Consider the following 7,443-nt stretch of genomic DNA (forward strand, 5'->3'; position numbering starts at 1 on the left):
GGTCAAGCCCGCTCCCACAAGGTTTTGAGGCGTTCGCAAACCCTGTGGGAGCGGGCTTGACCCGCGATGACGTCGGTACCTACGCCACATCCACCAGCACAATCTCGCTGTCTTGCAGCGCCACCACCCTGAGCACCTGCTCATCCTCCACCGCCACCCCGTCGCGGGCCTCGGCGCGCAGGCCGTTGACCTCGATCACGCCCTTGGCCGGCACCAGGTAGGCCCGGCGACCCGCATCGATGCGGTACTCGGCGCTTTCCCCGGCCTTCAGCGTCGCCGCCACCAGCCGCGCATCGGCGCGGATCCCCAGGCTGCCTTCATCCCCCTCGCGCCCGCTGGCCAGGGTCACGAACCCTTCGCCGCGCTCGCCCTTGGGAAACGGCCGCACGCCCCACGACGGTGCCTGGCCCACACGCTGGGGCACAATCCAGATCTGGAAGATCCGCGTGTCCACGGCCTCCACGTTGTACTCGCTGTGAGTGATGCCGGTACCGGCGCTCATCACCTGCACGTCACCGGCTTCGGTACGGCCCTTGTTGCCCAGGCTGTCCTGGTGGGTGATCGCGCCTTCACGCACATAGGTGATGATCTCCATGTCGCGGTGCGGGTGCGGCGGGAACCCGCTGCCGGCGGCGATCAGGTCGTCGTTCCATACCCGCAGCGTGCCCCAGTTCATGCGGCGCGGATCGTGGTATTCGGCAAAGGAGAAGTGATGGTGGGCATCCAGCCAGCCATGGTTGGCGTGGCCAAGGGTGTCGAAGGGGCGCAGTTGCAGCATGCTCGTGTCCTCGGTAATCAGGTGGATGGCGCTGATGATCCTCTCGATAAACATCGAAAAAAAGCGTAAATATCGGCTGAATATGATCGTTATATTCGATATATAACCTGCGGTAGTTTCGCCGCTTCGTCGCCTAATCCACTGATCTGAAAGCATTCGGCTGGTGATTTGGTCGTGATAAGGCGAACATGGCCGCTGATTGAATTGATTGCCGGAGTCGGTGTGTCACACGAGCGTCCCAAGCTACCCACGGATCTAACCCCACCCGCGCAACTGCCCTGGGTCAGACGTCTGGCCGCACGCCTGCTGGGCCGTGGCCTGAGCCGGTTGCAGGCACAGCACCGCGATTCGTGGTTCCAGGGCCATGCCAACGGCCAGCGCACCGGGCATGCCGACGGGCTGCGTGAAGGCTATGAAGAAGGGCGCGTGGACGGCTTCGAGGCCGGGCGCCAGGTGCTGGTGATCCGCGATACGCGCCCGGACGCCCACGGCGTGCCGGGGCTGGACGATGCCCTGTTCGACGACTGGCGCCTGCCGCTGACCCCCGAGCTGAAGAAGCGCTTCAAGGCCGATGTCGCTGCGCGCCTGCCGGCCCACGCCCAACCCAGCGCAGCGCAGTGGAAGATGATCTTCAGCGACACGCCGTCCACCTGCGTGATCGCCGGCGCCGGCGCTGGCAAGTCCACCTCGCTGGTGCTGCGTATCCTGTTGCTGCGCCATTACCTGGGCTTCGAGCTGGAGGCCATGACCGTGGTCACCTTCACCCGCGAGTCGCGCAAGGACTTCATTGCCCGCCTGGTGCAGGTGTTCGGCCTGTGGCAACTGGCCCTGAGCCCGGTGCAGGCGCGTGAGCTGGTGCGCACCTTCCATTCGCGCATCTTGCCGCTGGTGCGCAGCCTGCCGGGCTTCAGCCAGGTGCGGGCGTTCGAGACCCTGGGCAGCGAGCAGCCCGGGGGCAGCGAGGCGGGCGTGGACAGCAACCCGTTCGACCTGCGCATCAACGATGCCCAGCGCCAGCAACTCAACCTGTGCTACCGCGACCTGCTGCACACCAGCCCGCGGTTCGCCGAGCTGATTGCCGGGCTGCGCCGCGAAGCGTTGCAGCTCAAGGCCCTGGACCGCGACCACCCCGACGTGCAGAAGCGCGTGGCGGTGACCCAGCTGTCGTCCGGGCGCGACGAAGAGCTGTGCGACGTGATCGAAGACCTGTGGTTCCAGGCGGGTGCCTGGCCGATCAAGGGCATCGAGCCCAGCCGCGAAACCGTCGAAATCAACGGCAGCCGCTTTCATTTCCACGGCCATATCGCCGAGCTGGACGCCTGGGTGGTGCTGGGTTTCGACCCCAAGGAGAATCAGCAGTACAAGCGCCCCGGCGCCAAGCTGCCGGTGTGGGCCGAATGGGTGATCAAGCGCACGCTGTTCCAGGCGTTCTGCGACAAGCCGGTGATCTGGCTGGAAAACTACGCGGCGGCCAAACGCCTCACCGCCTCGCTGGCCGGCGATGCGGTGGCCGGGCCGGGCTTTGACTACAAGGTAAAGGGCGAGCTGGGCGCGGCGCCCTTGCTGGATGCGTTCGTCGGCGCTGCCGGGTTCATCGAGAACCTGGGGCTGGATGTGAGCGTGGCGGTGGGCGGCATGAGCTTCCCGCAGGGCGACACCGACGCGCTGTTCTTCGAGGCCCTGAGCCTGTACTGGAAGGCGCTGGAGGCGCACCTGCTGGCACAGTCGCCGCCGATCATGAGCTACAACCGCATGTTCGCCCTGTTCGGCGAGAACAACCCGGAAAACCTGCGCCTGCTACCCGACCCGATGCTGCGCCCGTTGTCGCACCTGATGATCGACGAGTTCCAGGACGTGTCGCCGCAGATCGTCTCGTGGCTTCGCGCCTGCCTGCGCGAGATCCGTCGTCGCGGCCCGGCCATGCACGTGGGGCAGGTGGCGCAGCACTCCTCGCTGCTGTGCGTGGGGGACGACTGGCAGTCGATCTATGGCTGGCGCGGCAGCTCGCCCAAGTACTTCATGGAGTTCGCCAAGCAGTTCGTCGCCCCCAGCAGCACCCGCGTGATGCTGGCCGACAACTACCGCAGCCACCAGCACATCATCGATGCAGCCGAGCATATCGTTAAGTCGGCCCCGGCAATTGCCGGCAAGAAGGCCCGTGCCTGCGGCCCGGCGGCCGAGCAGCCGGTGCCGGTGATGGTGATGGAGCGCGACGAAGCCACACTGGCCCGGCAGTTGATGGACCACTACCGCGATGGCGAGTCGGTGATGCTGCTGTACCGCAAAAGCGTCGACAAGTCGGTGATTGCCGAGCACCTGCAGCCCTTGCTCAACCACGAGGCCGGCTTGCCGGCGGCGCAGCGGCGGTTCCGCCAGCTCACCTACCACAGCGCCAAGGGCCTGCAGGCCGATGCGGTGTTCATGCTCGGTGACTGCCAGCACCTGACGCGCTCGCCGTACAAGAACCAGGTGTACCGCCAGGCCGGGCTGGGCCGCGCGGGCGACCCCGAAGGCTACGACAACGCCCAGAAGGACGAGATCCTGCGCCTGGCCTACGTGGCCATCACCCGCGCGATCAAGCACTGCTACTGGCATGTGGAGACGCCGACCGGGGAGGCGGCGAACCTGCTCCGGGCGTCTGTTCAGGTGGACGGGAACAAGGCCTGCTTCGAAGACCTGCGCGGGGCGCAGCCTCAGGACGCCTCGCGGTAGGGGTTGCGTGGGTCGTGCAGCCAGTCCAGGAACGGCTTGCCGGTGTCCTGGGGCACCATCTCGATGCAGCCCTCCACCGGGCAGGTGATCTGGCACAGGTTGCACCCCACGCACTCGGCGTCGATCACCTCGTAGCGGTGCCCTCCCTCGGCCTTGACCAGGCTGGCGATGGCCTGGTGCGAGGTGTCTTCGCAGGCAATGTGGCAGCGCCCGCAGCCGATGCAGGCCTGCTGGTCGATCCTGGCGATCACCTGGTAGTTGATGTCCAGGTATTTCCAGTCGGTGGTGTGGCCCACCGCGCGCCCGCGAAAGTCCTGCAGGCTGTGGTAGCCCTGACTGTCCATCCAGCGCGAGAGGCCGTCCTTCATTTCATCGACGATGCGAAAGCCATGCAGCATCGCCGCGGTGCACACCTGCACCGAGCCGCAACCCAATGCAATGAACTCGGCGGCATCCCGCCAGCTGCCGATGCCGCCGATGCCACTGATGGGCAGCCCGTGGGTGGCCGGGTCGCGGGCGATCTCGGCCACCATGTTCAGCGCGATCGGCTTCACTGCCGAACCGCAGTAGCCACCGTGGGTACTGGCCTCGCCGACGATCGGCAGGGCGATCATGCGCTCAAGGTCGACGCTGGTGATCGAGTTGATGGTGTTGATCAGCGACACCGCGTCGGCGCCGCCCCGGTGCGCGGCGCGGGCCGACTGGCGGATGTCGGTGATGTTGGGGGTGAGCTTGACGATCACCGGCAGCGAGCAGTAGGTCTTGCACCAGCGTGTCACCTGCTCGACGTACTCCGGCACCTGGCCCACCGCCGCGCCCATGCCGCGCTCGGGCATGCCGTGGGGGCAGCCGAAGTTCAGCTCGATGCCGTCCGCCCCGGTGGCCTCCACCAGCGGCAGGATGGTTTTCCACGCGTCCTCCACGCACGGCACCATCAGCGATACGATCAGCGCGCGGTCGGGCCAGGCCTTTTTCACCTGGGTGATCTCGCGCAGGTTGATCTCCAGCGAGCGGTCGGTAATCAGCTCGATGTTGTTGATGCCCAGCACCTCGCGGTTGGGCCCGAAGTGCGCCGAGTAGCGTGACGACACGTTGACGGCGGCGGGGTCTTCGCCCAGGGTTTTCCAGACCACGCCACCCCAGCCGGCCTCGAACGCACGTATCACGTTGTAGGCCTTGTCGGTGGGCGGTGCGGAGGCCAGCCAGAACGGGTTGGGCGCCTTGATGCCAGCGAATTCGATCGACAGGTCTGCCATTTATGCGGCCTCCACGTTGAGGGTCAGTTGGGCATGGATGGCCTCGGCGGCCCGCTTGCCGTGCTGCACGGCCTGTACGGTGAGGTCCTGGCCCAGGTGCGTGCAGTCGCCGCCGGCGTACACGCCCGGCAGGCTGGTGCGCAGGTTGTCGTCCACGCGGATACGCTCGCCATCACGCTCCAGTTGCAGGGCCTGCGGGTCGCTCAGGGCCTGGCCGTCGAAGGCCTGGCCGATGGCCTTGAAGATCGCATCCGCCGCCAGTTCGAAGGTTTGCCCAGTGGTTTGCAGACGCCCGTCCACCAGGTGCGTGCGGGCAAAGCGCATGCCGCGCACCCGGCCCTGGTCGTCGAGCAGCACCTGCTCGGGCTGGGCCCAGGTCAGCAGCCGCACCTGGTTGGCCTTGGCGATGTCCTGTTCATGCTGGGTGGCGCCCATGTCCTGCAGGCCACGGCGGTACACCAGGTTGACGTCATGGGCGCCCAGGCGGGCCATCTGTACCGCCATGTCGATGGCGGTGTTGCCGGCGCCGAGCACGATGCAGCGTTCGGCCAGGGGCAGGGTGCTCAGGTCGTCGGCCTGGCGCAGCTCGCGGATGTACTCGGTGGCGCTGAGCAGGCCCGGGGCGCCTTCGTCGGGCAGGCCCAACTGGCGGCTGGCGGCCAGGCCCAGGCCGAGGAACACCGCGTCGAACTGCTGTTGCAGCTCGCCCAGGCTGAGGTTGTCGCCCAGCACCTGGCCGTGGCGGATCTCGATACCGCCCACCTGCAGCACGAAGTCCAGCTCGCGCTGGGCGAAGTCGTCCACCAGCTTGTACTTGGCGATGCCGTATTCGTTGAGGCCGCCGGCCTTTTCCCGTGCTTCGAAAATCACCACCTCATGCCCGTGCCAGGCCAGCCGGTGGGCGCAGGCCAGGCCTGCGGGGCCGGCGCCGACCACGGCGATGCGCTTGCCGGTGCTGGGCGCACGCTGGAACGGGTGCTCGGCGAACTCGGCATGATCGACCGCGTAGCGTTGCAGCAGGCCGATCAGCACCGGGGCGCATTCCTGGGCGTTGTTGCGCACGCAGGCCTGCTGGCAGAGGATCTCGGTGGGGCACACCCGGGCGCAGCTGCCACCGAGGATGTTGGCCGAGAGAATCTTGATGGCCGCGCCCTGCACGTTGTCCTGCTGGATGTTGCGGATGAAGGAGGGGATGTCGATGTCGCTGGGGCAGGCGTCGACGCAGGGGGCGTCGTAGCAGTACAGGCAGCGCGCGCTTTCCACGGCGGCCTGGCGCGGGGTGAGGGGCGGAGCCAGGTCGCTGAAATGCGTGGCGAGGGTGGCGTTGTCGTCTTGCGGGTGCGGAAGATGGTTCAAGGCGTTGATCACGGTAGTGGCCTCTTTGTTTTTTTATAGAAACCGGGGCGCTGGCGCGCCCATCGCGGGTCAAGCCCGCTCCCACCGGGATCGCACGATACCTGTGGGAGCGGGCTTGACCCGCGATGCTTTAAAGGCTCAGCGCTTGACCGCGCCGGGCCTGCACTGCTGCGCACGCTTGCTCAGCAGGTCGAACACCGCCGGGTATGCCGGCCGTTCGACATAGCGCCCGGCGCCGCGCTCGGCGCGCAGGTCGCCGTCGGCCCACACCAGCTTGCCCTGGCTGATGGTATGGCTGGGCACCCCGCGCACCGTCTTGCCTTCGAAGATGTTGAAGTCGACATTCTGGTGGTGGGTCTTGGCCGAGATGGTGCGCGTGCCGTGCGGGTCCCACAGCACCAGGTCGGCATCGGCGCCGACCCGCAGCGCACCCTTGCGTGGGTACAGGTTGAAGATCTTGGCGGTGTTGGTGGAGGTGAGGGCGACGAAGTCCTGCATCGACAGCCGGCCGGTGTTCACGCCTTCGTCCCACAGCACCGCCATGCGATCCTCGATGCCCGCCGTGCCGTTGGGGATACGGCTGAAATCGTCACGCCCCGCGGCCTTCTGCTCGGCGCAGAAGCAGCAATGGTCGGTGGCGGTGGTATGCAGGTTGCCCGATTGCAGCCCGTGCCACAGGGCCTCCTGGTGCCCGCGCGGGCGAAACGGCGGGCTCATCACATAGCCGGCCGCCGTCTGCCAGTCGGGGTGCTGGTACACGCTGTCGTCCAGCAACAGGTGCCCGGCCAGCACTTCGCCGTACACCGGCTGGCCCTTGGCGCGGGCATAGGTGATCTCGTCCAGCGCCTCGCGGGTGGACACGTGCACCAGGTACAGCGGGGTGCCGAGGGTTTCGGCAATGCGGATGGCACGGCTGGCCGCTTCGCCTTCCACCTGCGAAGGGCGCGACAGCGGGTGCGCTTCGGGGCCGGTGATGCCCTGGGCCAGCAGCTTGCGCTGCAGGTGGTACACCAGCTCGCCGTTCTCGGCATGCACCGTGGGCACCGCGCCCAGCTCCAGGCAGCGCTCGAAGCTGCCGACCAGGGTGTCGTCGGCGGCCATGATCGCGTTCTTGTAGGCCATGAAGTGCTTGAAGCTGTTCACCCCATGGTGGTTGACCAGCTCGGCCATTTCCTCGCGCACCTGCTCGCTCCACCAGGTGATGGCCACGTGAAAGCCGTAGTCGGCCGCCGATTTCTCGGCCCAGCCGCGCCACTGGTGAAAGGCTTCGAGCAGCGATTGCTGCGGGTTGGGGATCACGAAGTCGATGATCGAGGTGGTGCCGCCGGCCAGGCCGGCGGC

Annotated in this window: 5 protein-coding genes; 1 reads left to right on the forward strand and 4 read right to left on the reverse strand. The window is 67.0% G+C overall.

What is annotated here, in order from left to right; genetic code table 11:
* Positions 1-79: 79 nt before the first annotated feature.
* On the reverse strand, positions 80-778 hold the full coding sequence (locus QMX96_RS26070; protein WP_043864092.1) for a pirin family protein: 699 nt from the start codon (positions 776-778) through the stop codon (positions 80-82).
* Positions 779-1,000: 222 nt separating this feature from the next.
* On the opposite strand from QMX96_RS26070, the gene QMX96_RS26075 reads away from it, so the two are divergent.
* Complete coding sequence (locus QMX96_RS26075) at positions 1,001-3,490, forward strand: UvrD-helicase domain-containing protein (RefSeq protein ID WP_282362685.1); 2,490 nt, start codon at positions 1,001-1,003, stop codon at positions 3,488-3,490.
* On the opposite strand, the gene preA is transcribed toward QMX96_RS26075, so the two are convergent.
* From preA to hydA, 3 genes are all read right to left on the reverse strand, one after another.
* Positions 3,472-4,746: an NAD-dependent dihydropyrimidine dehydrogenase subunit PreA gene (preA, locus tag QMX96_RS26080; protein ID WP_043863980.1), complete on the reverse strand. Its 1,275-nt coding sequence runs from the start codon at positions 4,744-4,746 to the stop codon at positions 3,472-3,474. The genes QMX96_RS26075 and preA overlap by 19 nt on opposite strands.
* Complete coding sequence (locus QMX96_RS26085; protein WP_043863979.1) at positions 4,747-6,114, reverse strand: NAD(P)-dependent oxidoreductase; 1,368 nt, start codon at positions 6,112-6,114, stop codon at positions 4,747-4,749.
* A gap of 126 nt (positions 6,115-6,240) precedes the next feature.
* On the reverse strand, positions 6,241-7,443 hold a 1,203-nt coding region (gene hydA, locus QMX96_RS26090), incomplete at its 5' end, for a dihydropyrimidinase (RefSeq protein ID WP_282362686.1).

It is taken from the genome of Pseudomonas sp. PS01300, from assembly GCF_029960155.1.
Lineage (GTDB): Bacteria > Pseudomonadota > Gammaproteobacteria > Pseudomonadales > Pseudomonadaceae > Aquipseudomonas > Aquipseudomonas palmensis.